Here is a 26,923-nt window from a genome sequence, read left to right as displayed (position 1 = left end):
CTCGAATAGGATCATTCGAAACTCATCGGCTCAACAGGTGTTTCGTCACGGAGGCTTTGCAGACTGTCCACATCCCCATCGGAAAGTCCTGCCTCGCGGCCGATCGATGCCAGCAGCGAGCCAAGCTTGACCCGCTCGGCCGGCCGTACTGCCGCGTCCAGAATTTCACGGATTTCGGCTGCGATGCTGCGACCGTGACGACCGGCTCTTACCTTCAACGCCCGGTGGGTTTCCTCGGACAGATTGCGTATCGTGACGGCAGGCATTGATACAGCCCCTCCCCCGATGATGATGCCATCAATACGATGGATTCGTCTTTTCAGAACCCTGCTTCCTTCAGGTGCCGCACCGCCAGGATCGTCAAGGTGTCCCCATCGATACGGTAGCGAGCCACGTAGCCGCTGTCTCCGAAATCGATGAGCCATTCCCGATATTGCTCGGGCAGGTCCTCGACAAGACGTCCCATACGGGGATTTACGCCGAGGGCTCGCACGGATTTGAGGATAGTTTCGCCCGCTCGCTTGGCAGCCAATGGATTTTTCGACCGCAGGAACTCTCGCAGCCGTTCAAGGTCACGGATCGCCGCCGGGGAGAAAATTACTTGTGGCATTCGGGCGTGGGCAGCTCGTCGTCAGTTCCCCATGTCGAAAGCCAGTTTTCAACCTCATCGCCGGTGACGTGCAGGCCGCTCACCTGAAATTCATCCCAGGCATTCAGCGTCTGCTGTCGCAGCGCCTCGCGCTTCTCCTCACGCTCCACGTATTGCGCAATGGCTTCACGCATGATCCAGTGAGACGAGCGGCGGCGGACTTCGGCCAATTGCTGGACACGGCCCTTCAGCTCATCATCGAGCTTGAGCGAGGTCGGCGATGCCATGGAGCCTCCTTAGTCAAAGGTAATACCGGACGCTAATCTAAGCTCTTCCCGCGCGCTTGTCTATGAAGCCATCGACATTCCCAACTATATCAGCTCCAGCGCCGTTGCCTTGGCAACCGCTTCGCTCGTCGTGGCGACGGTCAGTTTCCGGCGCGCCGAGGCGAGATAGAGCTGCACCGCGCTCACCGAAATCGACAGGCGGGCGCAGATCTGTTTTGCCATAAGGCCGCTGGCCGTCATCTCCAGGCATTGCAGCTCGCGGCGCGACAATTGCGGAATGTCGACAATTTTTCGCATGCCCGAGAGAACCATGGCCCGGTCGTGGAGATGGTGGGCGAGAAACTGGAGATCACGCATGCTGTCCATGCGGAACTGCCGCCAATAGGCATCGGGATGATTTGATGTGACCGTAAACAGCGATCGCTCGCCTTGCGGTCCCCGCACCGGCAGGGTCACGCCTTGCCGGCCGACACCGAAGGCCATCGCCTCGTTGAAGAAGACACGCGCCCGGCCGGAATCCCATTTCGACGCGGACCATTCCACCGGCAGGAAGCCACGCCGGCCGAGGCGCACGACGGGATCGATGCTGAAGTAATCCCGTTCAAGATATTGTTTCACCCACTCGGGAGGATAGGTCAGCATCAGCAACGGGTTGATGGCCGCCGCCCCCGAGGAGCGGGTCACATGCAGAACCATGTGCGATATCGCATAGATATGGCGAACTTCATCCAGTGTTGTTTCCAGATCCCGCAATGTCGGCGCTGCGGAGATCCGGTCCAGGCTGTAGAAAAAACGAGAACTGCTCAGCATGAGATGGACTCGTGGTTGTGCGTTTAATTTACCACCCGCATTGGTATCATTTAGCGACTGCTGATAAAAGCCTATCCCCGGCATGGCGTGAAAAATAGGTTAAGGCCTGGCGCGGCATATCCCAGTCTGGGCGGTCGCTCTCTGTCCCCCGCGCGACAAGGCCGCGCTCACCTGAAACCGCCAGGCCTTTCGACAGCCGCTTCGGCAGGATTGCGAGAGGCCTGCTCGACAAGACGGGACAGGTTGGCGCGAAGTGTGTGGGAATTCTCAGCCGTCACCTCCCACAGGCCGACATAGAGGTTGCCGATCTCGGGCCGGGATCGGGCAAGCGGCGTCGGCCTCCAGCCGATCCGGCGATAGACGCCGATCATCGCGGCGTCATAGACGCCGACGATGCTTTCGATGCCGGTATCGAGCGCGAGATCGCAAAGCCCGGAGAGCAGTTCGGTCGCGACCGTGCGCGATGAATTCTGATCGGCAAGCCCGGCGAGTGGATGAACACAGAAGCGGGTGCATTCCCAGGTCGTGGGGCTGTCGACGTCGAAAGGCTCGTCGAAGAATTGACGGAACTCGCTCTTGAGCATCGTCGCCCCCGTGGTCGGCAGCAGACGCAGCGACCCCGTCAGCGCGCCGGAGGGCCATTGCGTCACGAGATAGACGGGATCTTCCGTCTCGTCGTATCGATCCCTTTCCCACTCATCCCTGACGTCGACCTGCCATCCCAACCGGTCTCGGAAGACGGCGGCGCGTGCCCGAAACATTTCATCGAAAGCACGCCGATCGGTCTCGAACATATCTCTGGTGAGTATGCGCAACATCTCGTCCCTCCCGATCCCGAAGTCCTGATCGCAGAACCGCTGCACTATTTTGCGGTCCTGCTTCCGGACGTTTCACAACGGGAGACCGATCCCCGGCAATATGGATATTTCACCAGATTGACCGGGGCCTCGCCTTGGCCTTCACTTCCATAAGCGATTTCTGATATTTGATCGGCCGAACGCTCTCCGTGCCCGTCAATTCTGTCAATTTCGATGGGACCATGGGGAGGATTCCGATGACGCACGACCTGGCACGCGGCAGACGCATTCGCGAGGCGATATCCCGCGGCAAATTCCGCAAAGTTCACGCGCTCGCAGCAGAGCTCAACGTCTCCGTCGCCGCCGTTTCGCGCTGGCAGAACGGTGGCCACACGTCGCTCGAAAGCGCCTGCGCGCTGGCACACCTCCTGGACGTCTCCCTCGACTGGCTGCTGCTCGGGCGAGGCACCATGGACTGGCACAGAAACAGCCCGATCTCGACCACGGAATTGCAATTGGTTCTGGCGCTGCGCGACCGGCCTGCGGCAGCCCGGTCCAATCTCATGGGATTGGTCGAATCCATTCCCCCGGAGCATCCGTAACGCCAGACGCAAATTTGGATAGATTTTTCAATCTGCGCTCAACACGTTTAAGTTGCTATCACATAGATCATCAACGATCTTTCTAGTCAGGGTTTCATCAACGGCAACAGCGAAACGGCTGCCCCCGCCGCGGCGGGAACCCTTGTTTCCACTCTCAACGCAGAAGGGTTGTTGACCATGTCTACTTTGCTGACCATCAACGTGAAAAATTACGAGCCGCAGGCGCAGGGTTTCTACTTCTTCCAACAGCCCGCCGTTTATACCGGCGGCGGCCAAGTCTATTCGAACAGCCTTTTCTCGCAGTCGCTCGCCAACTACGATGCCTCGGGCTCGATCCTGACCTTCCAGGTCAACCTGCAATATTACGCCGGTATCCAGCAGGCGAATACGCCGCCGTCGATCGGCTCCGCTTCCGGCTATGCATCGGCCAGCCGCGCCGTCGATCTCGCTCCAGCGTCGGGTGGCAGCGGTAAACCGAACGACTGGACGACGGCAACCGTCAGTCCGCTCGGCCTTTCCGCACCGACCTACGGTGAAGGGGTGCAGCCTGGCGCCTTCCGCATCACCACGCCGAGCTTTACCTCACCGCCCTATTTCAACGTCGGCTCGGCGGTCGACGTCAATGGCGGCATCGTGCTGTCCAACTTCGTGCAGGCAAACCCGCTCAGCAACACCGATTGCCAGCCGATCCTGACATATTATGTCCAGACCGGCTCCTATACGCCGGGCAGCGTCATGGATTTCACGCAGTCGAGTGTGAACGCGGCGGTCGCCGATTTCACGGGCGGCTACACCATCTGCAACGTCACCCTCAACGCCAACGGCACCTGGACCGTGCAGCGCCAGTAAGCCTCGGCAGGCCATGCGGGTGAAAGATCGTCCCCTCTTCACCCGCATGCGCGCCATCCGCGCGATTGCCGCCGCCCACCGCGGCGGCGAACAGGCAGGATCTCAGCCGGGAGTGTCGCATGTCATGACCAGTTCGTCCTACCAGATCATCGTTCGCAACCTATCGCAGACGACACAATATTTTTATGTCTTTCAGAAGCAGGCCGCCTTTCCCTCTTTGACGAACCCTTCCATTCTCAGCAGCAGCCTCGGCTGCCAGAGCGTCGGCAACTACACGAGTTCGGGAGCCCAGATCAATTTCGGTCTGGACAGCCAGATCTACGCGGGCGCCCTCAGCACCGGGCAAGCGGTGACGCCCTCTGAGTTCATCGCGCTCATCACGCTCGATGCGACGCGATCGATTGTCAGCACCACCACGGCGGCCCGCGCGATCACGCTCACCACGCCTAGTGGTTCGCCTGACAATTGCACGACCCTGTCGCTCGATCCGCTCGGGCTTTCCGTGCCGGCCTATCAATCCAAGGTTCCGGTCGGAGCCTTTGGCATGATCGTGCCCACCTATACGCCCTTGCCGGTTCCGGAGCTCTATTGCGGCGTCGCCGCGCTGAACAACGACCAGGCGATCATTCTGTCGAGCTACGTCGCCCCCGCCCCCAACGCCGTCTTGAGTTGCATACCGGAGCAGATCTTTTTCGTGACCACGGGCTACCAGCCGCCCGGAAGCGCCGTGTCCTATGACGAGACCAATGCGGCATGCTGCGATTTCACCACAGGCTACGCAACCTTCACCGTGATCTACAACGCCAATGGAACCTTTTTGGCGACGGGAGGCCCATAGGTTCGGAAACCCAACGCATCATCAACACTTGAGCAAGCCATCAAACCCCTGAAACGAGAGGATACGGCAATGTCGATTTACACCGCGAGAAATTCCGCCGGGCAAGCTGCCAGTCGCGTCAAGGTCATCCCGCAAGCGGCGTCACCTTAGCATTGGCGCAGCCAAGCCACCCGCCCGCAAGATTGCGGGATGATCAACCCTCAATTGGAGAGCAATACCATGGATACGACCAGAACCCCCAAGCAGTCTGAAACCATCGGCAACGAACTGAACGTGTTCGCCAAAGCTCCGCGCGTCGGGCAGACGCCGTCCGCGACCGAAATCGCCGCCATGATCAAGGGCGGGAAGCCGGGCGATATGGACAAGCTCGACGTCTGAGCCGAGCCGGCGACAAAGCCCGCCAGCTCCTCCGTCGTCGTGCTCGGGTTTGTCCCGGGCATCCCAACACGCTGCAGTGACCGCCGGAGAAGCGGCGGCCACTGCTTTCGTCAGGTGACATCGGAAAGATTACGCCATGTTCAAGGGAACGATCGATCGGGAACGCTTGCCCGCGCCAAACGGGCAACGGCAGGCTTTTCAAAGCCCGGCAGCGCGGATTGATATTCTCGACCATCCCCTGCTTGAAAGCTTTCGCTGGGAAACGCCGGAGGGCACGCTCCTGCTCTGCCGCGAACGCTGCGCCGGTCCGGACAGGCTGGGCCGGCCGCGCGCCGATTGGACGATGGAGCAGGCTCAGGCTTTCTGCGCCGCGCATCAGCAATGGCCGCTGGACCACCAGTCGATCTCGATCGACAGCCGCACCGGCACGGCCACCCTTTCCGCCGGGCATGGCGGCGTCGCACCCCTCTACATCAGGGTGGCGGGCGCGCGGATCGACCTGTCATGGTCGATCGCCGACTTCTACCCCGATCTCGACCTCGATGACGTCGACCTGGAGCGGACTGGCCTGCGCCTGACCGGAACTTTGCCTTATGCGGCAATGACGATGTTCCGTTCCGTCTTCATGGTGACAGAACGGGCCTCTCTTACCATCCACAACGACGGCGCCGTGAAGGTGACATATCCGGCTCCGGCGGAGTATTACGTTCCGAGCCCTCTCCGGGACGATGCCGATATTGCTGCGGCGGCTCGCGGGCTGGTGGACGCGCTGCTGCAGCGCTGGCCGCTGAAACCCTACGTGGTCGCAAGTGAATTCAGCGGCGGCCTGGATTCGGCCGTCGTGGCCGCCATATTGGCCGCCCGGCATCCGGGCCTGCCGACCTACGCGCTGGAGATCGGCGGAGCGGCGCAGAGCCAGCAGATCGGCCGGCGCGCGCTCGCAATTGACCACTTCGGGTTCCAGGACATGCTGCTGCCGGTCGGCGCCGTGCCCATGGTGCCCTCCACCTTCGCCCGGCATGCCGATTACGAAGCCGCCCCTTATAACGCCGATCTGCAACGACCGCTCGGCCGTCTGCTGAAAGCCTTCGTCGCCACCTCCGGCGCGCGCGTCGTGGCGACAGGAACCGGCGGCGACGAATTGCTGATGGCCCATGCCTTCGAACAGGCACCCGAGCAGCTCGCCCGCAACGTCAACGACGCCTTTCTTCCGGAGGCCTTTCCGCCGGCCCTGTCAAAATCCCTGAAGGACCGCCTCGCCGATTATGCCGCCCATTGCGACAGAGCCCCCTTCCCCGTCCTGCCGATCTCGGTGCTGGAGGCACAGGCCGCCCGTGCGCCGCTGTTTGCTGCCCACGGCCTCTGGCCCATCAGCCCGTTTGCGCAGCCGGAGGCGGTCCGCTTCTACCGCAGCCTGCCTCTCGCCTGGCGGCAGCACAAAATCCTGCACCGCCGCCTGCTGCGGCATCTCGGCTACCCCGAGCCGTTTCTGGACATTCCGTTGCGGGAGAATTTCGAACCCTATCTGACGACATCCCTCGTGGCCGGCGCGGGCGGGATCGCGCGCGACCTGACGCGGAGCTGCCGCCTGCACGAGTTGGGGCTCGTCGACGCGGACCGCTTGATTGCCGCCGTCCGGGCCGTCCGGCCCCATTCCTCGCTCAGCGATGTCGGCTTCCTCTTCCATGCCTTCAATGTCGAATACATGTTGCGCCGGCTGGACGAACCTCGCTCCGCCGGCACGCTTCGCGCCCACGCCGGACGAGATCGAAGCGATCAGCCTCGAAGCGCGTCGCCGGAATTTGATTGAGCGGAGGAGAAGGCGCGATGTCTCATCAACCCGCGCGGTTAACCTGCCGGGCGTCCGATGCCTCCTGCTCCAGTCGCGCCGTCAGATCGGCAAGCGATTGCGGTCGACCGAACGCATAGCCCTGAAGGGTGTGAACGCCGAGATCAGCAAGCACCTTGGCATGGTCGATCGTCTCCACCCCTTCCGCGATGACCTCCATGTCAAGCGCGCGCGCTATGTCGACCAGCGAACTCACCAGCCGGCGGCTCGGGACCGATTGCAGGATCGGCATCACCAACTGGCGATCAATCTTGACGCGATCCGGCCTCAGTTCGAGCAGGCCCAGCAGGGAGGCGTGACCGGAGCCGAGATCGTCGATCTCGATATCGATGCCGAAGGACTTGATGGCCTGGATGTTCTGCCTGACGTGATCGCTCAGGCTGTCCAGAAAAATCGTTTCGATCAGCTCGAAGCTTAATCGGCCGGGCGGTATGTCATAGCTGCCGAGCTTGGTGACCAACTCTGGATCGTCGAGACGATCGGCGGACAGATTGACGGACACCCGGATCCCGTCCAGCAGGGATGCCGAGGATTTCATATCCGCGAGCACCGCCGTCAGAATGACATGGTCAAGCTCCGCCACCAGTCCATTATAGGAGGCGAGCGACAGGAAATGGGCGGGCGCGAGAATCCCCCGCGTCGGATGGTGCCATCTCGCCAGGGCTTCGACGCCATTGACCCGGAACGACTTGGCATCGACCTGCACCTGGTAGAACGGGCGTATCTGACCGAGCGCCAGCCCTGAGCGCAGATCCTGGGCGAGCTGCCTTTCGCTCGCCAGGGTAGACGCCATTTCATCGGAAAATATCTCGGCGCGATTCCGGCCGTTCCGCTTGGCGTGGTACAATGCCAGATCGGACTGCGAGAGCAGCTTGGCGAGATCGGCGCTCATCGCACTGGCAACGCCGATGGAGCAACAGACCATCAGCGTCTGATCGCCGATGGGGATCGGTTTCTCCAGGCTCGTCTGAATATGATCGAGCACCGCATTGGTCTTGTCGCACTCGTCCTTCGGAATGAGGACGGCGAATTCGTCGCCGCCGAGGCGCGCAGCCACGTCTCCGGCCGAAATGGCTTCCAGCAGAATTTGGCTGACGTGACGGAGAACCAGATCGCCGACCGCATGCCCGAAACGGTCATTGATCTCCTTGAAATGATCCACGTCGATGTGAAGAAGCGTAACCTTGGCGCTCTCTTGGCGCGCAAGCTCCGACAGGGCGAAATCGAAGCTGCGCCGGTTCAGGAGGCCGGTGAGGTGATCGTGATCGGCGGCAAGCCGAGCTTCCGCCCGGCTCCTCTCAAGCTCCTTGTTGAGAAGCACATCGTCCGTGACGTCCCATTCGGCTCCGACGAAGCAGGGATCCCCGGCGGCGTCCACGAAATATCGGGCCCGCGACCGCAAATAGCGGATCGCCCCGTCCGGCCGAATGATGCGGAACTCGGAGGCATAGTCCGATTTGGTTTCGATAGCCCGCAGAAATATCGCATTGGTCGGCGCCAGGTCGTCGGGGTGGATGCTGTCGAGCCATATGACATCGAGCGGAGCCTTGGGAACGCCGTAGATCGCCTTGAGCTGCTCGTCCCACCGCGTCTGGTTTTTCGCGATATTATGCTGCCAGATCCCGATCCCGGATGCCTCGAGGGCCAGGCCAAGCTGGCGAAGCAGATTCTCGAGCTCGACGTTTGTCCTGGATCGTTTATTACTCAAGGGGCTCTCGCTGTTTCTTTCGCCCAAATGTCTCATTGAATATTTGATAGAGTACTAATCGAGATCTCGTGGCTGCAATGCCATAAACGCCGCTTGAGATTGCTGAGCGACGCCGCTCCACAATCCTTGCGGGCGACGCGGCAATGCCGGACCTGAGCCCACGCGAATGATCGAAAAATGAGCATGATTGTCGATTGACTATAAAGTGAGCTTGCCATAGCGTTGATGTAACAAATGGCATTGATCGCCAACGGCAACCGAGCCCCGATTTCCGCACGTCCTGCGGACGGGGCTTTTTTTATTCCGTTCGGCCGGTCGTGCCTGGCAGGTGTTCGAAGCGAGACTTTGGCGTGATCAAGAATACCACCCGTCGGAATGGCCCCTTGTCTGCTTCGCGGCAGGCGAACGGTTGCAGCCCGCACCGTCAGTTGCGGGACAGGCCATGATCCGCAGGTCCGTCCCTCTTTCCCTTCTCTATTCGACGACTGGTGCTTATGCGGCGCTTGGCCGCGATGCCGTCGACGGCGCCCTGGCGGCGGTCGCCGAGGTCAACAACAATTCCAGCTACTCCTTCCACTTCGAGCCGCGTGTCGACGATCCGGCTGGTAGTGCAGAACGCTACGCCGAGCTTGCCGAGGTCGCCATCCGGCAGCGGGGATGTCGGCACATCGTTGGCGCGATCACGTCCTGGAGCCGGAAGGAAGTGCTTCCGGTCGTCGAGCGCCATGGCGCCCTGCTCTGGTATGCCTTTCCGCATGAGGGCTACGAGACGAGCGACAGCGTCATCTATCTCGGCGCCTGTCCAAACCAGCATCTGCTGCCGCTGTTTAGCTATATCATGCCGCGCTACGGCCGGCGGCCCTTCATCGTCGGCTCCAACTACATCTGGGGCTGGGAGATCGGCCGCATCGCCCGCGAGATCACCGAGGCGGCGGGCGGCGAAGTGCTGGCCGAGCGCTTCGTGCCGCTCGGTTCGGAAGAGGTCGATCACCTGATTGCCGAGATCCGCCAGAAGCGGCCGGATTTCATCCTCTCCAACCTCGTCGGCCGCTCCGCCCACGCGTTCATCCGCGCCTATGCGCAACTGCGTGAGGAGGACGCCGAGTTCAGCGCCGAACGCCGTCCGTTTGTCGCCTGCAACCTTTCGGAACTCGATCTCGCGGACCTCAGCCCGCAGGCCAAGGCCGGCCACATCGTCACCAATATCTATCTGGACCGGCTCGACACTGAGGAAAACCGGCGTTTCAAGGCGCGATTGGCAGCCCGCCGCGGCGACGACCGGCCGGTCACCGGGCCATTCGTCTTCGCCTATATGGCGGTTTCGGTCCTCGCCCAGGCAATCGCCGATGCCGGCACTGATGATCCCGACCTGATCCGCAAACTGGTGACGCAACGACAGTTCGATACGCCGATCGGCCCGATTTCCTTCGATCCGCGCACACATTACGCCGGGTTGCGGCCGTTCATCGGCAGGTCCGACAGCGAGGGCGGTTTCGAGATTTTCGAGACCGAAAACCCTATCGTCGAGGCGGACCCTTACCTGGTGCGTTCGGTTTTCCCCGGCAAGCCCGGCGGCCATGCGCCGAAAACGGGATTGAAGGTGGTGAAATGAGCCGCTTCGAGCGACCGCTGTTTTCCAGTTGGCGCGCGGTGATCCTGCACCGGCCGCATCCGGCCGTCGAGGCGCTGACGCGTCAACTGGAGTCGCTGCATATCGAGGTCAAGGCCGTCTGGCCGCAGCTCGACGTGCGGGATGCGCTTGCCGACGTCGTGTTCTTCGATGCCGACATGGGACATGACCAGCAATTTCCCTGGCCGTCCGGCTTTTCCCCGATGCCGCTCGTGGCGCTGATCGGCTCGGAAGCACCAGGACGGATCGAATGGGTGCTGGCCCAAGGCTCGAACGCGCACATGCTGAAGCCGATCGGCTCCACCGGCGCCTACAGCGCGCTGCTGATTGCTTCGCACGCCTACCATAAAGCCCGCAGCCATGCCGACGACATCCGCGCGCTCGAGGACCGGTTGCGACAGCGGCCGATCGTCGTCAGCGCCGTATTGCAGCTGATGCAGCAGGGATATGCCGGCGAAGCGACCGCTTTCAAACGCCTGAGAAGCATCGCGATGGATTGGGGCATGACGATCGAGGAAGCTGCGGACGCCATCTGCAGGAACGACCGGCGCACTCTGGAACGATGATGAAGAGGGAAGACGAAAACATGGAGATAACCGAAGGCTATGCACCCTATGGCGCCTATCGGACCTGGTACCGGATCACCGGAGACCTGGCGTCCGGCAAACCGCCGCTGATCGTTGCCCATGGCGGGCCGGGCTGCACGCATGATTATGTCGACAGCTTCAAGGATCTCGCCGCCACGGGCCGCGCCGTCATTCACTACGACCAGGTCGGCAACGGCAAGTCCACGCACCTGCCGGAAAAGGGCGGCGATTTCTGGACCGTCGATTTCTTCAAGGCGGAACTCCACAACCTGATCGACCATCTCGGCATCCGCGATGCCTATTGCCTGCTCGGGCAATCCTGGGGCGGGATGTTGTCGGCGGAATTCTCCGTCGATCGGCCGGCCGGCCTCAAGGCGCTTGTCATCGCCAATTCGCCGGCGGCGATGAAGACCTGGATTTCCGAGGCCAACCGCCTTCGCGAAGCCTTGCCGGCCGATGTGCAGGCGACGCTGCTCAAGCACGAACTGGCCGGCACGACGGACAGCGCCGAATACGCCAAGGCGACCGATGTTTTCAACGAGCGCCATGTCTGCCGCATCGTCCCCATGCCGCCGGAAGTGAAGCGCACCTTCGACGCCATCGGCGAAGACCCGACCGTCTACCACACGATGAACGGCCCCAACGAATTCCATGTCATCGGCACGATGAAAGACTGGTCGATCGTCGGGCGGCTGTCGACCATCGACGTCCCGACGCTGTTGATCTCAGGCCATTACGACGAGGCGACGCAAGCCTGCGTGCAGCCCTATGCCGATGAGATTGCCGACGTGCGCTGGCGGATCTTCGAACAGTCCAGCCACATGCCGCATGTCGAGGAACGTGCGGCCTGCATGGCCGAGGTCGGCGCCTTTCTCGATGGGAAAGCGCCGTAAGAGCAAGAGCTTTAAGTGCCCAGCCGTATCGAACCAGCAAAAAAATAGGGGAACAGACAAACATGACGACACGATCGACAACACGCATACGCCGTGCCGGCACAGCCTTCGCCGGCCTTCTGCTCGCGCAGACCATGCTTTCGGGGCTTGCCCATGCCGAGGACCGGGCCGCGCTGATGGCTCAGCATCGCGGCGGCACGATGACGCTCTCGGCCGTTTCGGCGGCCGGCACCATCGACCCAATGATCAACTACACCGCCCAATACTGGCAGGTCTACCAGATGACCTATGACGGCCTCGTCAAGTTCAAGCAGGCCGGCGGCACGGAAGGTTTCAAGATCGTGCCGGCGATCGCCGAGGCGATGCCCGAGATCAAGAATGACGGCAAAACCTATGTGTTCAAGATCCGCAAGGGCGTCATGTTCTCGAACGGCAAGGAAGTCACCCCGACTGACGTCGTGGCCTCGTTCCAGCGGATCTTCAAGGTCAAGGGCCCGACCATAGGCAGCTTCTACAATGGCATCGTCGGCGCCGATAAATGCATGGCGGACGGCGACAGCTGCACGCTCGACGGCGGCGTGATCGCCGACGAGAAAGCCGGCACCGTCACCATTAATCTCGTCGCGGCGGATTCGGAGTTCTTCGCCAAGCTCGCGGTGCCGCATGCGAGCATCGTTCCGGCCGATACGCCGGCCAAGGATGCCGGCACGAGCCCCGTGCCCGGAACCGGCGCCTACATGATCGAAACCTACAATCCGAACGAACAGATGGTGCTGAAGCGCAATCCCCATTTCAAGGAATGGAGCGTCGACGCCCAGCCGGACGGCTATGCCGACGAAATCGACTACAAGTTCGGCATGACGGAGGAAGCCGGCATCAACGCCGTGGTCAACGGCCAGGTGGACTGGATGTACGACACGCCTCCAGCCGACCGCCTGCCCGAGATCGGCTCGAAATATGCCAATCAGGTTCATATCGATCCGCTTGCGGCTTTCTGGTATGCGCCGATGAACGTCAATCTGCCGCCCTTCGACAACATCAAGGTCCGGCAGGCCTTGAACTATGCGCTCGATCGTGACGCGCTCGTCGGTCTTTTCGGCGGCGAAGTGCTCGCCCAGCCGACCTGCCAGATCCTGCCGCCCGATTTCCCCGGCCATGCCGATGACTGCATCTATACCAAGGACCCCGGTCCGGCATGGTCGGAAGCTGATATGGACAAGGCCAAGCAGTTGGTCGAAGAATCCGGCACGAAGGGCCAGAAGGTGACGGTGATTGCCGAAGACAACGCGGTCGCGCGCGGCATCGGCACCTATTTGCAGAGCGTGCTCAGCGACCTCGGCTATGACGCCTCGATGAAGGCGATCTCGCCCAATATCCAGTTCGCCTACATCCAGAACACCAACAACAACGTCCAGATCAGCGTCAGCCAGTGGTACATGGACTATCCGGCCGCGTCGGACTTCCTGAACGTGCTGCTCTCCTGCGACAGCTTCCACAAAGGCAGCGATTCCTCGATCAATATCGCCGGCTATTGCAACAAGGACCTCGACGCCAAGATGAAGGCGGCCATGGCCCTTTCGCTAACCGACGAGAACGCCGCCAATGCTGAATGGGCCAAGATCGACAAGGCATATATGGCCGAAGCGCCGCTTGCGCCGCTGTTCACGCCGAAGAGCGTGAATTTCACCTCCGCCCGCCTCGGCAATTATCTGTTCAACAAGCAGAACCGTTGGATCATCTCCCAGTCCTGGGTGAAGTAAACGGCGCGCGGCAATGGCGTGCGTCCGCGCCACGCCATTGCCCGTCTTCTTAAACAATCCGGACCGGCAAGAGCTCGACCATGCGTGACGGCAGAAAACGGAAATGACCCTCGTACCCAACAGCATCGCAAAGCCGATGGAGAGTTCGCAGAGCCGGAGCGTGCGCAAAGGCGCGGGACATTGGCAGCGGGCCTGGCGGCTTCTCAAGCGAGACAAGCCGACAATCGCCGCAGCCCTCGTACTGCTTTTGATGATCCTGTCGAGTCTCGCCGCGCCGCTTTATGCGAACTCCGTGTCGGCGACCGATCCGTTCCGCTCCAATCTCAGCGGCAAGGTCGCCATCGACGGAAAGAAGGTCAAGATCATGCAGCCTTCGACCGAGGGCCTCGGTCTCGGCGTCACGCCGATCGGCCCGACCTGGGCTGCGCAGTATTTCCTTGGCGCCGACACGCAGGGGCGCGACGTTGCCGCCCGGCTTCTCTATGGCGGCCGCAATTCGCTGCTGATTGCCTTCTCAGCCACGTCAATCTGTCTGGTCCTGGCCGCACTGATCGGCATCTGCGCGGGCTTTTTCGGCGGCTTCGTCGATACGGTCCTGTCGCGGCTGCTCGATATCCTCTGGGCCTTTCCGGTCTATCTTCTGGCGATTTCCCTCTCGATCGTGCTGATCTCCAAGGGCATCGTGCTCGGCCCGATCGAGATCACCGCCGACAGCCTGCTGCTGCCGATCGGCATCATCGGCATCATTTACGTGCCCTATGTCGCGCGCCCGGTGCGCGGTCGCGTGCTGGAGCTGAAGAACAGCGAATTCGTGCTGGCGGCGATCGGCCTCGGCATTCCCGAATGGCGCATTCTCTGGAAGGACATCCTGCCCAATGTCGCCACGATGCTGATCGTGTTCATCCCGCTGATGATGGCGCTCAACATCGTCACGGAATCGTCCCTGTCCTTCCTTTCGATCGGCGTGCAGGCGCCGGATGCAAGCTGGGGAACGATCATCCAGGACGGGCAGACCCTGCTTTACACGCGTCCCGCCGTGGCGCTGGCGCCGGGCATCGCCATCGCGCTCACCGTGCTGTCGCTCAACGTGCTCGGCGACAGCATCCGCGACGTGCTCGATCCGCGCACCAAGATCGTCTGAGGAAGCGGAGATGGTTTTTGCAATCCTTCAGCGTCTCGGGCAGATGGCCTTCGTCATGTTCGGCATCTCAACGCTGGTGTTCCTAATCTTCTTCGCCACACCAGGCTCCGACCCGGCCGCCCGCATCGCCGGCCGCAACGCCTCCCAGGAGACGATCGCGCAGATCCGCATCGAATTCGGCTTCGACCGGCCGCTGCCGGTGCAATATGTGCTGATGATGAAACGCCTGTTCGTGACGCAGGATCTCACCTCCTACGTCAATCGCGGCATGCGCATCGTGCCGCAGGTTGCCGAAGCCGCGCCGGTGACGCTGTCGCTGGTGTTCGGCGCCGCCGTGCTCTGGGTGCTCGGCGGCATCGTCTTCGGCGTCGTCGCCGCCATGGCCCGCGACACGCTGCTCGACCGGGGGCTCATGGCGCTCGCGCTGATTGGCGTCTCCATGCCGGTCTACTGGCTGGGCGAGGTGATGAACCTGATCTCGCAGAGCCGCTTCCACGACAGCTGGGCGTTTTCCTGGGTTCCGGCCCTCGGCTACAAGCCGCTGTTTTCTGACCCTGTCGGCTGGTTCCTGACGCTCATCATTCCCTGGGCAACGCTCGCCGCCCTCTATGTCGGCATCTATGGCCGGGTGCTGCGCGCCAACCTCGTGGAAGCCTATCAGGAGGACTATATCCGCACCGCCCGCGCCAAGGGTCTGAGCCCGGCGCGGGTGATGCTCAGGCATGCGCTGCGTACGTCGCTGATCCCGTTCGTGACCATGTTCGGCCTCGATTTCGGCGCCCTTGTCGGCGGCTCCGCCCTTCTGACGGAAGTGGTCTTCGGCCTGAACGGTGTCGGGCGCCTTACCTATCAGGCGCTGCTCAACCTCGATCTCCCGATGATCCTCGGCACCGTGATGTACGCCTCGTTCTTCGTGGTGCTCGCCAATGCGTCCGTCGACATCGTCTACGTGCTGATCGATCCGCGCGTAAGGAAGAACTGACGATGCAGAACGTTGAAAAACCCGTTCTTCTCGATGTCCAAGGCCTGACGGTTTCGTTCGTCACCGATGGCGGCCTCGTCAGGGCCGTGGACGACGTTTCCTTTTCCGTGCGCGAGGGAGAAATCCTGTCGATCGTCGGCGAATCCGGCTCGGGCAAATCGGTCACGCTCCTGTCGCTGCTCGGCCTGCACGATCCGAAGACAACAAGCGTCGACGGCGCAGTCGCCTTTCGCGGGCAGCGGATTCTCGAACTGTCGGCAAGCGCCATGCGCCGTATCCGCGGCAAGGAAATCGGGCTCATCTCGCAGGATCCGATGACGGCGCTGACCCCGGTCTACAGGATCGGCTGGCAAATCGCCGAGCAGATCCGCGCCCATGAGCCGATGTCGGCCCGGGCCGCCCGCCTGCGGGCGATCGAGCTTCTCGGCGAAGTCGGCTTCTCCAACCCCACTGAAGCGTCCGAGCGCTTTCCGCACCAGCTGTCGGGCGGCATGCGCCAGCGGGCGGTGATCGCTATGGCGCTTTCCTGCCGGCCGGCGCTGCTCGTTGCCGACGAACCGACGACGGCGCTCGACGTGACCGTGCAGGCGCAGGTGCTCGACCTGCTGCTCAGGCTGCGCAAAGATCTCGGCCTGGCGATCGTCCTCATCACCCACGATATGGGCGTGGTCTCCGAGGTCGCCGACAAGGTGGCGGTGATGTATGCCGGCCGCATCGTCGAGCGCGGCACAACCCGCGAAATCTTCTCCAATCCCGTTCATCCCTACACATGGGGGCTGATGGCCTCGATCCCGCCGCTGACCGGCGAGCGGCCGAAGCGGCTTATTTCGATCGGCGGCATGCCACCGACGCCGGGCAGCATTCCCGAGGGCTGTGGCTTTCAGCCGCGTTGCCGCTTCGCCCGGGCCGAATGCGCCGCCCGGCCGCCGACCCGCCGCATCGGCAATCAGTCGGTGCTCTGCGTGCTCGATGGCGAGGAACGCGACGCCCTGCGCAAAACCGTCCTGACATCGGAGGAGCCCGCATGAGCGCGAGTGGGAACGTGAGGCCGCTGCTTTCCGCCGAGGCGCTGACCAAGAACTTCCTCGTCGGCAAGACCGTCTGGCCGGGTTCGGGCCGCACCCTGCATGCCGTCGACGAGATCAGCCTCGATGTCTATCCCGGCGAAACGCTGGGTCTGGTCGGTGAATCCGGCAGCGGCAAATCCACGCTCGGCCGCTGCCTGACGCGGCTCTACGACATCACAGCCGGCCGGCTGACCTTCGACGGCCAGGACATCTCCAAGGCGGAGAAGCGTGCGCTTACATCAGTGCGGCGCAGGATGCAGATGATCTTCCAGGATCCCTCGTCCTCGCTCAATCCGCGCCGCAAGGTGCGCGACATGCTGGGCGAAGTGCTTGACGTGCACGACATCGCCAAGGGAACGGCAATTGACGAACGGCTCGCCGAGCTGATGGAAATCGTCGGCCTGCGCCGCGAATATCTTGACCGTTACCCGCACGAATTCTCCGGCGGACAGCGCCAGCGCATCGGCATCGCGCGCGCGCTCGCCGTCGAGCCGGCGCTGATCGTTGCCGACGAGCCGGTGTCGGCGCTCGACGTTTCGGTACAGGCCCAGATCGTCAACCTGTTCGCAGACCTGCGCCAACGGCTGAACCTTACCTATGTCTTCATCGCCCACGACCTGGCGGTGGTGCGCCAGGTGTCGAGCCGGGTGGCGGTCATGTATCTCGGATCGATCGTCGAGGTCGGCGAGACGGATGCGCTCTTCGGCGCGCCGCGTCATCCCTATACGCAGGCGCTGCTTTCGGCCGTTCCCCAGCCGCACAACCGCGTCCGGCAGGGGCGCATCCTGCTCGAGGGCGAGATTCCGAGCCCGCTCGACCCGCCCAAAGGCTGCAAATTCTCCACCCGCTGCCCCTATGCCAAGCCGCTTTGCCACGAGGTCCGGCCGCAACTGGCCGGCGATGCGGGCCACCACACCGTCGCCTGCCACTTTCCGCTTGCGTGAACCTACGGCGGCGCCGGCCTTCCCCCAAATCCTGGTTCGAACATGGTAGTCTGTCGGCGAAGCGCGCCCTTTGTGGCGTTGGCGAGAGCAGTTCGCGCAAAACTGCGCAGCAGTTTTTCAAGTCCGCAATTGCGCAAAGGCGAAAAGAGATAGAGCATCCCCGTGACTCGAAGAAAACAGAAACGGTCTATCTGAGGAGACAGTCATGGAATTGAAGGACGCAACATTGTTCCGGCAGGCCGCGCTGGTCGGCGGCGACTGGATAGAGGCCGATCCATCCAACGCGATCAAGGTCGACAATCCGGCGACCGGCGAGATCATCGGCCACGTTCCCATGCTGGGTGCTGCCGAGACCAAGGCGGCGATTGCCGCAGCCGAGGTCGCGCAGAAGGAATGGGCCGCCCGCACCGCCAAGGAGCGCTCGGTGATCCTGCGGCGCTGGTTCGAGCTGATGATGGCAAATCAGGACGATCTCGGCCGCATCCTGACGGCTGAGCAGGGCAAGCCGCTTGCCGAGGCCAAGGGCGAGATCGCCTATGGCGCGAGCTTCATCGAATGGTTTGCCGAGGAAGCGCGGCGCGTCTATGGCGACATCGTTCCCGGCCACCAGAAGGACAAGCGCATCCTTGTCATGAAGCAGCCGATCGGCGTCGTCGCCGCCATCACCCCCTGGAATTTCCCCAACGCGATGATCACCCGCAAGGCGGGACCGGCCTTTGCCGCCGGCTGCGCCCTGGTGCTGAAGCCGGCCTCGCAGACGCCCTTTTCGGCGATCGCGATTGCCATCCTTGCCGAACGCGCCGGTTTTCCCAAGGGCCTCTTCAGCGTGTTGACCGGATCGGCGCGCGCCATTGGCGGCGAAATGACCGCAAGCCCCATCGTGCGCAAGCTGACCTTCACCGGTTCGACCGAAGTCGGCGCCGAGCTTTACCGGCAGAGCGCGCCGACCATCAAGAAGCTCGGACTGGAGCTCGGCGGCAACGCGCCTTTCATCGTGTTCGATGACGCCGATCTCGATGCCGCTGTCGAAGGTGCACTGATCGCCAAATACCGCAACAATGGTCAGACCTGCGTCTGCGCCAACCGGCTTTATGTGCAGGATGGCGTCTACGATGCCTTTGCCGAGAAGCTGTCGAAGGCGGTCGGCGCTCTGAAGACCGGCAACGGCTTCGACGAAGGCATCAATCTCGGTCCGCTGATCGACGATGCCGCCCTTGCCAAGGTCGAGGAGCATGTCGCCGATGCGATTTCCAAGGGCGGCCGCGTCATTGCCGGCGGTCATCGCCATCGGCTCGGCGGACGCTTCTATGAGGCGACCGTGCTCGCCGACGTCACCCCTGCCATGACCGTTGCCAGGGAAGAAACGTTCGGACCGGTGGCGCCGCTCTTCCGCTTCAAGGATGAGGCCGACGTGATCGCCCAGGCCAATGACACCGAGTTCGGCCTCGCTTCCTATTTCTACGCCAAGGATCTTTCCCGTGTTTTCCGGGTCGCCGAAGCGCTGGAATACGGCATGGTCGGCGTCAATACCGGGCTGATCTCGACGGCCGAAGCTCCCTTCGGCGGCGTCAAGCTCTCCGGCCTCGGCCGCGAAGGCTCGAAATACGGCATCGAGGAATTCACCGAAATCAAATATGTCTGCCTCGGCGGCATCGCCTGAGGCCGGCAATCCGGTCGCCGAAGGGCGGATATAGCCGTTCTGCGCGTTCGTCCCCTCAGCGAGGCGCGCAGGACATTCCTCGTCCGCCCTGCTTTGCCGCAAGGGCGGCGAGCAGTTCTTTCCAGTTTTCGTCGTGCTTTGCGACCTTGTCCTGCTCAGCCCAAGCCTTGACCGACCTGGCAGCGGCGTCGTCCTCATAGGGTTCCGTCACATCGCTGTGCAGCGCCAGCACCAGCGTTTCGACGTCCCGGGCAGACAGGATCTTGGTCTCCGACGACTTCTCCGGATTGGTGAAGGAGAGCGAGTTCGGAAGCAGCCAATGCGTTCCGATCCCGCCATCCCGGTAGACGCGCGGCATGGTGATCTCGTGGATGCTGACTTCGGAATTGTGATCGCAGTAGAGTTTCTCGATCGCCGCGCGAAGCTCCGTTTCCAGACCGAGGCCGAGCTGTCCTCCGGCGCCGAGCACCGAGCCGAAACCGAAACTCTCGCTGTAGCGACCGGCCGAGGCCGAGACATCGGCGATGACGACATGCAGCGGCGGCAGCGCCTGCGGCGCCGATCGGAACGCATCGCGGATGGAATAGTAGAGCGTCATGGCGCCGCGGTTTTCGACCGCTCCGCCATCGGTCACCCAGTATCGTTTCCCCTTTTCGCCGGGGGTCGCGATATCGATCGCGGCATCGGGAAAGACCGGCGGAAAGTTTGCGCTGAGCGCTGCGGCGCGCCCGATCGATATATCGGCATTGTCGAGGGTGACGAGCTGCATGTGCAGCGATCCATCATCAGGCGGAGGCTTGGGCGCGGCGAGGTTGGTCAGCACCAGCCGCCCACCGGCTTGCGCGGCATCCAGGAATTGGCGGCAGCGCGTCGCCTTCTCGGGCAGCGAAAGCTTCGGATCGACCTCGCAGAAAGGGCTGTTGTTGGAAGACGGGCCGTCATCGGAAAAAGATCCGACAATCGCGGTGTTGAGCATCAGACCGAAGGATGGCGCCTCCATCGTTGCAGCGCCCATCTCGCAAACGAAGGATTCGGCGAGGATAGCGCCCAATCTTGAACGCGCCAGGGTCCAGCCGTTGGTCCCTTGATCCGCCATCTTGGCTTCGCGGCAGGCCGAGGACGCCCAATGCCAGCGCCCGAAGGCGAAACGCATGTCGCTCGCCCCATCGATCACCTGTTCGATGAAGGGCAGCGCCATGGCCTGCGAGAAATCATCCCATGCCTTGACGTCCAAGGTGCCGCGCGGCCGGCGAAGCTCCTGCTCGTGAAGCGCGAAATAGCCGAGCGCGGCGCTGCCGCCCGAGACGCCGCTGACCAGGACGACGTTGCAGATCTGGTCCTGCTCGGCCAGCCCCCGCAGCAGCGAGGCCGTGTAGATCGCTGCGCGCGTGCCGCCGCCGGAAGCGACGACGGCAATTCTCGGCGTGGTGGGCTCGAGGGCTGCGCAGCCGCCATTGGCCCAGCCGCTTTCGAACAAGAGCGCTGCCGGTTGCTTGCCCACATGCCGCTCGGAGCGGATCGCAAGTTCCGGCGGCTGGATCGCCCGCAGGAAGCTGAAGGCGGCGGGACCGCCGATCAGAAGATAGGCCACAAAGCCGACGAGGGCGGGATAGACGAGCGTCGAGCGCTGGAAGTTGCGCAGGCTCGCGAGCAGATCTCCCGTTGGAGCTTGCTCGGCGGGCAGGCGCTCGAGCTGTGCGCGAAACTGCGCGAGCAATTCCGCCGGCGTCATGAACTGGATCGCCCGGTTCGACGTGGCTTTGGTCTGCCGCTGATATCGATCCTCGTAGCGGCCCTCGATCTTCAAGCGTCCCGCGCCATGCAGCGCGATCGTCCGGCCCTTGTTTTGGACCGTGCTCAAGGTCTCGCTGCCCTCATAATCGTAAGCGATCTGGACCGGCGTGATCGTTTGCCGCTCCTTGTCCATGAGGCGCATGAGCCGGCGCGCGACGAAGTGATCGCACCAGAAGCCGTAGTACCAGGCAACGGCATAGGCGAAGGCGATATAGCGCATGAGCGTCGTGTTGCCGTAGCCTTTTGAGCCGGCGTTGAAGAGATAGGTGATGTAATGAACATCGGCGAGGCGAAGCACCGCGACGACGATGACGAGAATGCTGATGACCCGCTGCGGGCCGATGAAGAAGAGACGCCCGACCGTCTGCAGGATTTCCATCAGCCGATCGAACAGGATGCCGAGGAAAAGGGCGAACCATGCGACGGCGGCCGTCACGTAGAAGGCGTAGCCGAGATAGTGGTCCGGCACGAACAGAGTGAGAAGCGATCCGGGCAGAAGCAGCTCGACCGGATAGCGGATCGGCGCGATGAACAAGGCCGACGCCAGCGCGGCAATCGGTCCGCGGCCCATAAAATCGTAGCGGTTCTTGGGCAGGAAGAGCTCGACCTTCGGCAGACTGTCGGCAAGCCCGCCACCTGCATTGGAGCGGAACAGGCTCGATGCCAGCAGCCAGGCCGCCGGCAGCGCGAGAACGAGCGCGCAGACGATGGCGACGCCGACATGCAGGCGGGGCCGTGCCGTCATCATGCCGTAGGTTTCAGGGCGTGAATCGATGAGCAGAAGCACGGCAAGGGCCGCAAGGATGACGAGCTGTCCAGCGAGCAGATACTGGTTGAAGAGCGCCTGGCGGCAGGCCACCGCATGCAGCAGGAAAAGAAGCGCGAAACCGATCACGAGCAGGCCGAGATTGCCCCAGCGCATCTCGACGGTCGGGCCGAGCGCCATGGCAAGGGTTAGAATGCCCGCAAGCACCGGCACGAACCAGGCGTAGCCGTCGGGAGCGAGCCATCGCCAGGCGAGGCCCCGCCCCTTCGGCAGCGGCTGGTTCAGCCAGGCATCGAATTCCCGCCACCATCGAACGAAGCCGCGGACGTGCTCGCCGAGCCAATTGTAGATGCTGGCTTCCCGATGGGTGGGGTGTTCGTTCATCACAGTGTTTCCAGTCGGCTATCGGCGAGAATGACGTCGGCCGCCTTCTCCGCGATCATGTAGACGGCGGTGGCAAGGAAGTAGCCGGGAATGCGGGGGAAGACGGAAGCATCGACGACGCGCAGGCCTTCGATGCCGTGCACCTTGAAGCGGCTGTCGAGCACGCCGCCACTTTCGCGGGGGCCGATGGCGCAGGTGCCGCAGGCATGATGGCCCCAGGCGTTTTCGGCGACATAGCGGCGAAGCGCCTCGTCGCTCTCGTTCTGCCGGCCGGGCTCCTCTTCGCATGCGATGAGATCGTCCATCGCATCGTTGACCTTCCTGACGAAGCGGATGGCATGGACGACGGCATCGAGATCGAGGTCGTAATTGCCGGTTCCCTCGAAGAAGGAATGAAAGACGACGGCAGGCAGGGCCGCGGGATCGGCGCTTCGAAGCCGCACCGTGCCACCCTGGTTTTCGGTATAGGCCTTGAGGATCGCCCAGGTCATGTAATCCGGCTTGCGGATGCGCTTGGAATAACCGGGATAATAGCCGCGGAAATCGGCCAGCAGCGAAAAACAGTGCAGGTCCGGTTCGCTCAGCGTGTCGCTAGACTTGAGCGTCAGGGAAAACATGACGCCGTTGCTCGTATAGTTGCCGATGCGGAACCAGCGCCACCGCCGGTAATGGGCATCTCGTCTGGTATAGGTGACGCCCTTCAGCGCCGACCAGGGTTCGTTCACCCGGCTGACGACGCCGACCTCGTAGCGGTCCTGCAGGTTCCGCCCGACGCCTTGAAGCGCTTCGACGACATGAATCTTGTGTTTGCGGAGATGGGCGGGATCGCCGATGCCCGACAGCATCAGGAGCTGTGGCGAGGCGAAGGCACCGCCCGCCAGGATGATCTCACGGCCCGCCCGAATGACCTCCTCGCGCCCCTCCTCGGTGATGCAGCGAACCGCCACCGCCCGCTTGCCGTCGAATTCGATGCGCGTAACCGTGGTGTTGAGGCGAAGCGACAGTCGGTCGGGGTACCGCTTCATCACGTCGAGCAGCCGCTCGCGCGGCCCGTGCCTGGTGTGGCGGCGCGTCGAAAGCGGTGTGACGCGCACGCCGCAGGCGCCAATGTTCCAGTTGCGATTGTCGTTCGGGTCGACCTCGGTCGTCTCCCAGTCCGAGCCCCGTTTGCCGAAGGCGTCGGCAGCAGCACCAACGCTGCGCAGCAGCGCCCGCCACAGGGGCCAGTCGCGCAGGACCCTGAACGGCAGGGCCCGCTCCGTCGTCATCCACCCCCACCATCCGTGGCCCGTCGGATTGAGGCCCGTTATTGCGGCGAGCCACCGCCACAGGAAGAAGCGGTAGCGGCAGCGCTCGATGCGCTCGAAATAACCCTGCATGTGCGAGGCCTTCCAGCTCTCGTCGCCGGTGATCGCAAAGATGTGGTTCCAGTCGCAATGATTGGGCCGCACGATGATCATCGCATGATGGGCGGTGCAGCCGCCGAGGCCGCGCACGCGCGGATAAAGCACGCCGTCCCTTTCTTTGCTGTAACGCCAGTCGCGCTCCTGCATCTCCTGATTTTCGTAGTGACGCACCCAATGGTTCTCGGCCATGCCGGGATGTTCCGAGGCAAAGGCATGAAAGGCCGGCACGCGACAGGCATCGGCAAGCGGCATCTCGGAGCCGTCGTCGGCCTTCGCGAGCGGATCGCCGCCGGCTTCGATGACGAGCACGGTCCGCCCCTCTTCGGCCAGCCGTGCGGCGAGAACGGCGCCGCCCGCCCCGCTGCCGATGACGATATAATCGTGGGTCGGCCCGCCGGACATGGTCAAAACTGCTTCAGATAGGAAATCAGGGCATTCTTGTCCGATTGCGGGAGAGCAGCGCCGAAGCTATGCCCGCCGTTGACCACATAGTCAGGGCATTTGCTCAAGCCCACCAGCCGGTCGATGAGCTTGGTATCGCGCACCACCTTCTCGGCTTTGGCGAGCACGGCGGGATCGGCGAGTTCCTCCGGCGTGCATTGCCCGCCGAGCTCGGAGAAGGCTCCAATCAGCGCCGGACCGTTGGCGATCAGGCGCTTGTAGTTGGCGAATTTGCTTTCCTCGTCATTGTCGGGCAGCAGCTCGGTATTGGTCAGCGCATTGACGGGGAAACCGGCCGGGAACGGGCCGATGGTGATCGAGCCGTCCTTCTTGAAGGCCCAGCCGGCGACCTTGTTCAGCAGGCCGGTGAAGGGCTTCACCTTGTCGGGCACGAAGCCCGGCGGCACGATGAGGCAGGAGGGAGCGCTGGTGCGGTAGATATAGCCCGGCACCGGCGCCTCGGTCATCTTGTCCATGCGGCGCGTTTGCGGCGAAAGCATCTGGCGGATCGACCGGTCGAAAACAGCAAGCCTGTTTTCGACGCAGGGCAGATAGGGATCGCCGGCATCCGCCGCCGGGCAGGCGGTGCCGCGACCGGCGCCGTAGCCGCCGGCATAGTCCTGATTGTAGTAGTCCTTCCCGTAATAGCTGTCCTCGTGGCCGACGGAATTGTTGAGCAGGAAGGGCGCGGTCGACCAGACGCTGACGAGCGAGGGCGGCCTGAGATAACCGCGCCCGTTGCCGGCCGCCTGCAGCGGCGTTGCCGCTCCCGAAACCGGATGATTGACCGTCACCTCATGCGGAGGCGGCAGCGACTTGTAGGTGGAGGAGGTGAAGTTGTCCCAGATGTCGCCCGAAAGACCGTTGGTGGCGATCGCGCTGCATGCATTGGTGCGCACGACATCCATCGGCACGCGCCGTTCCGTCGACAGGTAATTGCCGTCGAGGAAATCCTTTCCGTCCTCGTCTTTTCCGGTGACGAGCTTGACCATGCCTTGCTTGAAGGCATCGGACTGCGCCCAGGCCCAATAGCGGTCCCAGCATTCGCGGTAATGCGGGCCGGTCCCGCCGCCGGCGCAGATACCCTGATCGACGCCGAGCTCCGGCGCCGGCACCGGCTGCTTGCTCGAATGGCAGGCGGCGCAGTTTTCGGCAAAGACGATCTTTCCGCGCTCGACCTCGGCCGGATCGCGCGCTTCGAGCACCTTTTCTCCGACCGGCGTGTCCTTCAGGTGATCGGCGCGGGCCGCGACCAGGAAGAATATCGCCATGTCTGGTGTCATCGCTTCGGTCGCCTGCCAGTAGACCGAGTTTTTCTGGGCGTCGGCAATGCGGATCGGCGAGATCTTCTGGCCGCCGAGGAAGGGGCGGAAATGCAGCAGCCATTCTTCGCTGAAAAGGCCGATATTGAGATAGACTCGGTTGAGAGCGCCGAGCGTACCGACGGAATCGGCGCCGTCCTTCAGGACGCGCATCGAGGCAACCGTGCCGGTCGTCTTGTCGTAGAGGGAGCCGAAGGCTGCGGTCTGCGGATAATCCTGCGCCTGCTTGTTGTCCTTCTCGTCTCCCTTGATGATTTCCTTGCCGGTCTTCGCCCCGATGCGCAGCCGCTCCAGGACGTCGTAGACGGCATTCATCGTGCGGGGGTTGTTCATGTAATCGCTTGAGACCAGCGAGGTATCGAGCGAACCCGGCGGGTTCGTATGGAACAGCTGGAAGAGGAAATTCCCCTCGTTCGGGGCCGGTTCGCCAGGGGTCGCGCGCGGTTTGGTGTTCCAGAAGAAAATGCGGTCGACCCAGAAATACTGGGCGCCGGGATTGGAGGAGATTTCAGAAAATTCCGGGCTCTCGACATTCTTCGGCGGGTTGATTGGATTGGGACCGACATGGCAGAAGGCGCAGGACATGCCGACGCGATAGGGACGCACGAGATCCTTGTCGTTGTAATAGGAAGGATCGGTGTAGTAGCGCAGCGCGTCCCAATGTTCGGCGGCCTTGTTGTCAAAATCGGGGTTGGGGAAGAGACGCAGGCCCATCACGCCCGTCGGCTCGCCGTAATAGGAACCGACCGGGATTTTCTTATCTTCGCCCTTTACCTTGACCGTCGTCCCACGCGCACCGATCTGCACACCGGGATAGCGGGCATCGGCCTCGGCATTGCCGCCGAAACTGTCGGGCGCGCAGTCCTTCTTGCGCTGATCGAGCCACAGCCCCCAATGGTCGGGATCGGCGCTCTTCGGGGCGTCGAAGCAGGGTTCGTTGACGAGCCCGAGATAGCGGAAGCGGTTGTCGCGGCCATAGGCCATCGTCGGGTAGGAGGAGACGGTCTTTAGGAGATCGAAGGAACCGATCGTCGCGCGGGCGGCGAAATCCCAGAAACGGTCGTTGCCGCCGGTCCAGACGATCCAGGCGTTCTGTCCGCGGATCGCCGCCTTGCGCACGGCCTCCGGATCGAGCCCGGTGGCGGTTGCGACCTCCTTGATCTCAGCGGGATAATCGCCGCCGACGGGCGGCAGCAGCAGGCCCTTGTCCATCGCCGCAAAGTAAGGCTCGCCTGCTCCCGGGAATTCCTCGACCGTGCGATGGACTTTCTTCGCCTCATCCTCGACATGGCCGAACTGGCTGGAATCCGGCTCGATCAGCCACCAGACGATCAGCGCAACCGCGGCAATGGCGATGACGGCAAGGGTGACGACGGCCGCGACCGTCCAGGCGAGAAACCGCACGATGCGCTGTCTGACGTTTGCCATTGCCCCCTCCT

Annotated in this window: 23 protein-coding genes; 14 read left to right on the top strand and 9 right to left on the bottom strand. The window is 62.7% G+C overall.

The window, feature by feature from the left end; genetic code table 11:
* Nucleotides 1-11: 11 nt before the first annotated feature.
* The 5 genes from EFB14_RS20065 to EFB14_RS20045 all read right to left on the bottom strand — a co-directional run bounded on the left by EFB14_RS20065 (nucleotide 12) and on the right by EFB14_RS20045 (nucleotide 2,504).
* Nucleotides 12-266, bottom strand: coding sequence for a FitA-like ribbon-helix-helix domain-containing protein (locus tag EFB14_RS20065; protein WP_126828297.1), 255 nt, complete (start codon nucleotides 264-266; stop codon nucleotides 12-14).
* A gap of 53 nt (nucleotides 267-319) precedes the next feature.
* On the bottom strand, nucleotides 320-610 hold the full coding sequence (locus tag EFB14_RS20060; protein ID WP_126828294.1) for a type II toxin-antitoxin system RelE/ParE family toxin: 291 nt from the start codon (nucleotides 608-610) through the stop codon (nucleotides 320-322).
* A complete protein-coding gene (locus tag EFB14_RS20055; protein ID WP_126828292.1) occupies nucleotides 598-876 on the bottom strand; it encodes a CopG family ribbon-helix-helix protein in 279 nt (92 codons plus the stop codon). The genes EFB14_RS20060 and EFB14_RS20055 overlap by 13 nt, the downstream gene beginning before the upstream one ends.
* A gap of 84 nt (nucleotides 877-960) precedes the next feature.
* On the bottom strand, nucleotides 961-1,686 hold the full coding sequence (locus EFB14_RS20050) for a helix-turn-helix transcriptional regulator (RefSeq protein ID WP_126828290.1): 726 nt from the start codon (nucleotides 1,684-1,686) through the stop codon (nucleotides 961-963).
* A 167-nt stretch (nucleotides 1,687-1,853) separates the two neighbouring features.
* Nucleotides 1,854-2,504 (bottom strand): acyl-homoserine-lactone synthase, encoded by a 651-nt coding sequence (locus EFB14_RS20045; protein ID WP_126828288.1) that lies wholly within the window; start codon nucleotides 2,502-2,504, stop codon nucleotides 1,854-1,856.
* A 236-nt stretch (nucleotides 2,505-2,740) separates the two neighbouring features.
* Between EFB14_RS20045 and EFB14_RS20040 the strand changes: the two genes are divergently transcribed.
* The 5 genes from EFB14_RS20040 (at nucleotide 2,741) to EFB14_RS20025 (ending at nucleotide 6,960) form a co-directional block, all read left to right on the top strand.
* Nucleotides 2,741-3,085, top strand: a complete 345-nt coding sequence (locus EFB14_RS20040) for a helix-turn-helix domain-containing protein (RefSeq protein ID WP_008532056.1) — start codon at nucleotides 2,741-2,743, stop codon at nucleotides 3,083-3,085.
* 177 nt (nucleotides 3,086-3,262) lie between these two features.
* Nucleotides 3,263-3,934, top strand: coding sequence for a hypothetical protein (locus EFB14_RS20035; protein WP_126828285.1), 672 nt, complete (start codon nucleotides 3,263-3,265; stop codon nucleotides 3,932-3,934).
* Between the two features lie 13 nt (nucleotides 3,935-3,947).
* Complete coding sequence (locus tag EFB14_RS20030) at nucleotides 3,948-4,772, top strand: hypothetical protein (protein ID WP_245438262.1); 825 nt, start codon at nucleotides 3,948-3,950, stop codon at nucleotides 4,770-4,772.
* Between the two features lie 219 nt (nucleotides 4,773-4,991).
* Nucleotides 4,992-5,150 carry a hypothetical protein gene (locus EFB14_RS32960; RefSeq protein ID WP_164737552.1) on the top strand — a complete coding sequence of 53 codons (159 nt, stop codon included), beginning with the start codon at nucleotides 4,992-4,994 and terminating at the stop codon, nucleotides 5,148-5,150.
* Between the two features lie 136 nt (nucleotides 5,151-5,286).
* On the top strand, nucleotides 5,287-6,960 hold the full coding sequence (locus EFB14_RS20025) for an asparagine synthase-related protein (protein ID WP_126828283.1): 1,674 nt from the start codon (nucleotides 5,287-5,289) through the stop codon (nucleotides 6,958-6,960).
* Between the two features lie 25 nt (nucleotides 6,961-6,985).
* Here the strand turns inward: EFB14_RS20025 and EFB14_RS20020 are convergent, their stop codons facing one another.
* Nucleotides 6,986-8,743: a putative bifunctional diguanylate cyclase/phosphodiesterase gene (locus EFB14_RS20020; RefSeq protein ID WP_126828281.1), complete on the bottom strand. Its 1,758-nt coding sequence runs from the start codon at nucleotides 8,741-8,743 to the stop codon at nucleotides 6,986-6,988.
* Nucleotides 8,744-9,149: 406 nt separating this feature from the next.
* On the opposite strand from EFB14_RS20020, the gene EFB14_RS20015 reads away from it, so the two are divergent.
* The 9 genes from EFB14_RS20015 to gabD all read left to right on the top strand — a co-directional run bounded on the left by EFB14_RS20015 (nucleotide 9,150) and on the right by gabD (nucleotide 19,371).
* On the top strand, nucleotides 9,150-10,319 hold the full coding sequence (locus EFB14_RS20015; protein ID WP_126828278.1) for a transporter substrate-binding protein: 1,170 nt from the start codon (nucleotides 9,150-9,152) through the stop codon (nucleotides 10,317-10,319).
* Nucleotides 10,316-10,903 carry an ANTAR domain-containing response regulator gene (locus EFB14_RS20010; RefSeq protein WP_126828276.1) on the top strand — a complete coding sequence of 196 codons (588 nt, stop codon included), beginning with the start codon at nucleotides 10,316-10,318 and terminating at the stop codon, nucleotides 10,901-10,903. Before EFB14_RS20015 ends, EFB14_RS20010 begins: the two co-directional genes overlap by 4 nt.
* A 20-nt stretch (nucleotides 10,904-10,923) precedes the next feature.
* On the top strand, nucleotides 10,924-11,817 hold the full coding sequence (locus tag EFB14_RS20005; protein WP_126828274.1) for a proline iminopeptidase-family hydrolase: 894 nt from the start codon (nucleotides 10,924-10,926) through the stop codon (nucleotides 11,815-11,817).
* Between the two features lie 62 nt (nucleotides 11,818-11,879).
* Entirely contained in the window at nucleotides 11,880-13,577 is a 1,698-nt protein-coding gene (locus EFB14_RS20000; protein WP_126828272.1) for an ABC transporter substrate-binding protein, read from the top strand.
* A 103-nt stretch (nucleotides 13,578-13,680) separates the two neighbouring features.
* Nucleotides 13,681-14,718: an ABC transporter permease gene (locus EFB14_RS19995; RefSeq protein ID WP_245438261.1), complete on the top strand. Its 1,038-nt coding sequence runs from the start codon at nucleotides 13,681-13,683 to the stop codon at nucleotides 14,716-14,718.
* A 10-nt stretch (nucleotides 14,719-14,728) separates the two neighbouring features.
* Nucleotides 14,729-15,700 (top strand): ABC transporter permease, encoded by a 972-nt coding sequence (locus tag EFB14_RS19990; protein ID WP_125850392.1) that lies wholly within the window; start codon nucleotides 14,729-14,731, stop codon nucleotides 15,698-15,700.
* Between the two features lie 2 nt (nucleotides 15,701-15,702).
* Nucleotides 15,703-16,728, top strand: coding sequence for an ABC transporter ATP-binding protein (locus tag EFB14_RS19985; protein WP_126828270.1), 1,026 nt, complete (start codon nucleotides 15,703-15,705; stop codon nucleotides 16,726-16,728).
* Nucleotides 16,725-17,711, top strand: a complete 987-nt coding sequence (locus EFB14_RS19980; protein WP_126828268.1) for an ABC transporter ATP-binding protein — start codon at nucleotides 16,725-16,727, stop codon at nucleotides 17,709-17,711. The genes EFB14_RS19985 and EFB14_RS19980 overlap by 4 nt, the downstream gene beginning before the upstream one ends.
* A gap of 205 nt (nucleotides 17,712-17,916) precedes the next feature.
* Nucleotides 17,917-19,371 carry an NADP-dependent succinate-semialdehyde dehydrogenase gene (gene gabD, locus EFB14_RS19975; RefSeq protein WP_126828266.1) on the top strand — a complete coding sequence of 485 codons (1,455 nt, stop codon included), beginning with the start codon at nucleotides 17,917-17,919 and terminating at the stop codon, nucleotides 19,369-19,371.
* Between the two features lie 55 nt (nucleotides 19,372-19,426).
* Here gabD and EFB14_RS19970 read toward each other — a convergent pair whose 3' ends face one another.
* From EFB14_RS19970 to EFB14_RS19960, 3 genes are read right to left on the bottom strand one after another with little or no spacing between them, the layout of a single operon-like run.
* Nucleotides 19,427-22,315, bottom strand: coding sequence for a patatin-like phospholipase family protein (locus EFB14_RS19970; protein ID WP_126828264.1), 2,889 nt, complete (start codon nucleotides 22,313-22,315; stop codon nucleotides 19,427-19,429).
* Nucleotides 22,315-24,123 (bottom strand): GMC family oxidoreductase, encoded by a 1,809-nt coding sequence (locus EFB14_RS19965; protein WP_126828262.1) that lies wholly within the window; start codon nucleotides 24,121-24,123, stop codon nucleotides 22,315-22,317. Before EFB14_RS19965 ends, EFB14_RS19970 begins: the two co-directional genes overlap by 1 nt.
* A 2-nt stretch (nucleotides 24,124-24,125) precedes the next feature.
* Nucleotides 24,126-26,912 (bottom strand): hypothetical protein, encoded by a 2,787-nt coding sequence (locus EFB14_RS19960; protein ID WP_126828260.1) that lies wholly within the window; start codon nucleotides 26,910-26,912, stop codon nucleotides 24,126-24,128.
* Nucleotides 26,913-26,923: the final 11 nt, after the last annotated feature.

Origin of the sequence: Rhizobium fabae (assembly GCF_003985135.1) — a bacterium.
In the GTDB taxonomy this organism is placed as follows: Bacteria; Pseudomonadota; Alphaproteobacteria; order Rhizobiales; family Rhizobiaceae; genus Rhizobium; species Rhizobium pisi.
Note: the sequence above shows the minus strand (reverse complement) of the source record. Positions and strands in the feature narration are given on the sequence as shown.